This window comes from Allosalinactinospora lopnorensis, assembly GCF_000981225.1.
Classification (GTDB): Bacteria; Actinomycetota; Actinomycetes; order Streptosporangiales; family Streptosporangiaceae; genus Allosalinactinospora; species Allosalinactinospora lopnorensis.
Genome location: NZ_LAJC01000164.1, coordinates 1 through 2,298 on the forward strand (window position 1 = coordinate 1; position 2,298 = coordinate 2,298).

3 protein-coding genes are annotated in these 2,298 nt (G+C 70.8%); all 3 read right to left on the bottom strand.

Going from position 1 to position 2,298, the window contains the following annotated elements; genetic code table 11:
- Positions 1 to 610, bottom strand: a 610-nt coding sequence (locus tag VS93_RS26225) for an MFS transporter (protein ID WP_046472518.1), incomplete at its 3' end; no start/stop codon positions are given.
- Positions 611 to 707: 97 nt separating this feature from the next.
- Positions 708 to 1,430 carry a GntR family transcriptional regulator gene (locus tag VS93_RS26230; RefSeq protein WP_046472519.1) on the bottom strand — a complete coding sequence of 241 codons (723 nt, stop codon included), beginning with the start codon at positions 1,428 to 1,430 and terminating at the stop codon, positions 708 to 710.
- A 169-nt stretch (positions 1,431 to 1,599) separates the two neighbouring features.
- Positions 1,600 to 2,298: GntR family transcriptional regulator (locus VS93_RS26235; RefSeq protein ID WP_046472520.1), on the bottom strand; the 699-nt coding region annotated here is incomplete at its 5' end.

Below are 2,298 nucleotides of genomic sequence, written 5' to 3' on the forward strand. Positions count from 1 at the left end.
CCCCGGAGTCGGCCCGCCAGAGCCCGATCGCAACGGGGATCCCGCACGCGGCGGCGCCGGCGGCACTGAGCAGGGCCACGGAGGTGGCCTCACCGAGGGCGGCGCCCGTGGCGTCCCCCAGCAGGAATCCGGCCGCCAGCGGCCCGGCCATCTGCCCCACTGCGGCGCCGGCCGTGAACCAGCCGAAGTTGCGGTCCATCTCGGACTCCACCGAGAGCCGCGCGACCAGGCCCTGTCCGGCCACCATGAAGACGATGTGCCCCAGCCCCAGCACCGCGCTGGCACAGCCGACCATGACCAGCGATCCGGAACCGGCCAGCAGTACGGGGGCGAGGACCAGCAGCGCGATCCCGGTCAGCACGATCCACGTCGTACGCGACATGCGGTCGGTCAGCCGTCCCAGTGGGAGCGCGACCAGCAACGGGAGGAGCGCGTACGCCGCGGTGATCAGACCGATCGCCAGCGCGTCGCCGCCCTGGGAGATCGCCCGGTAGGAGATGAGCGGCCGGGCGAGGTTGAGGGTCGTCTGGGTGCAGATCACGCACCCGACCAGCCACCACAGCCAGGGCGGCGCCGCCGGGCCGCTCGGCCGGCGGAGCCTACGACCCATGGCAGGTGTTCATCAGGTCATGGGATAACACGAGCGATGCCTTTCTTCCGTCCCGCTTCGTCCAGGGCTGGTGTCCGCGCTCGGGGCGGGGAGCGGTTCAGCCCGGGGAGGGCCACGCCTCGACCTCGACCGCCGGTGCGCGCACCGGGCCGCGGGCCAGGGTGTCCAGGATGGTGCGCAGCGTGCGCTCCAGATGGCGGGCGAGTTCATCGGCCGCGGTGTCGGGTGCTCCGTCGACGACCGCCCGGCACATGCGCAGGTGCTCCCCGAGCGACTCGTCGAGGTGGCCGGTGTCGGTGTGGGCGATGTTGCGCAACCGGGCGGTCTGGCCGCGCTGCTCGGCGATGGTCCGGGCCAGCGGCTCGTTGCGGGTGGCCGCGATCAGGTTCTGGTCGAAGCGCTCGGCCAGCTCGTAGAACGTGTCGGCGAGCCGCGCCCGGTCGGCGGTGGGCAGCCGCTCCCGCACCGACTCGAACTCCGAGAGCAGGTCGCGGAACGGTTTCACCAGCTCGGGCCAGTCGACACCGTCCCGTGCCACCATCCGCGCGGCGGCCGTCTCCAGGATCCGGCGGAACTCGAACAGCGAGCGCACCCCACCCAGGGAGACCGGCGCGACCTGGGCGACCTCACCGGGGGTGAAGCGGACCAGACCCTCGCGGGTGAGGCGGCGGATCGCCTCACGCACGGGCGTGCGCGACGCCCCGATCCGCTCGGCCACCACGACCTCGCTCAGCCGGGCCCCCGGTTGCAGGCGCAGCTCCTCGATCTCGGCCTTGAGCAGCCGGTAGACGCTCTCGGTCTTGCTGGTCTCCCCGCCCATCCCGATCGCCCTCTCCCCGGTTCACCGCGCACCCGCGGCACCACATGTCTCTCGACGTCAAGATTCACGCTGGGGCCAAGGGTAGCGGAGTGGTATCCCGAACGAAACACTGCCCTGTATACAGGCTGGTACGCACCTCACCACGCGGGCACCGGATGGGGGATCGGAGTCAGCCCTGGTTGATCGGGATCGTGTACGCCAGCTCGTAGCGGTCGACGGGGATCACGATGTCCGCAGTCTCCACCGGCCGTTCCTCGGTGCAATAGGTCCGCTGTATCACTATCACCACGGTGCCCCGGCTGATACCGAGCCGGTCGGCCTCGGAGTTCTGGGCGGGCCGGGCGGTCACGATCTCATTGGCATACGTGATGAGCTGCCCGATCTCGCGCATCCGCTCCACGACGCCCCGTCCTGCGTGCATCCCCTCTTCGGGCAGCACCACCGGTGTTCCTCCCGTGATCTCCAGCGGCTCATACGACGTCGACAGCATCACCGGCTCGTCGTCGCCGGTGAACGTGTAGCGCGTCCTCATCACAGGGTCTTCCGGCTGGGTTCCCAATCGGGCGGCGATCTCCTCGGAAGCGACCGTCGTCTCCGAGGAGCATTCCCAGCCGCCGCGCACCGCCTGGGCGACCATGTCCGCACGGAACGGCGATCCTCCGCGCGTCTCTCGGTACCACGAGCGCGTGAGACGTCGGATGGGCGGCTTGGGGCGCACATAGGACCCCGAGCCGGTCCGCGAGACGACGTACCCCTCGGCGACCAGTTGCTGAACGGCATCGGCCGCGGCCCGTGGACCGACGCCGTACTCCGCAGCGATCGCCTGGCGAGACGGGAGTCGCTCACCGGCGCCGTACTCGCCCGTGAT

What these genes read in the sequence shown, in the direction of transcription:
- VS93_RS26230 (WP_046472519.1), bottom strand. Translation starts at nt 1,430, where the DNA reads ATGGGCGGGGAGACCAGCAAGACCGAGAGCGTCTACCGGCTGCTCAAG.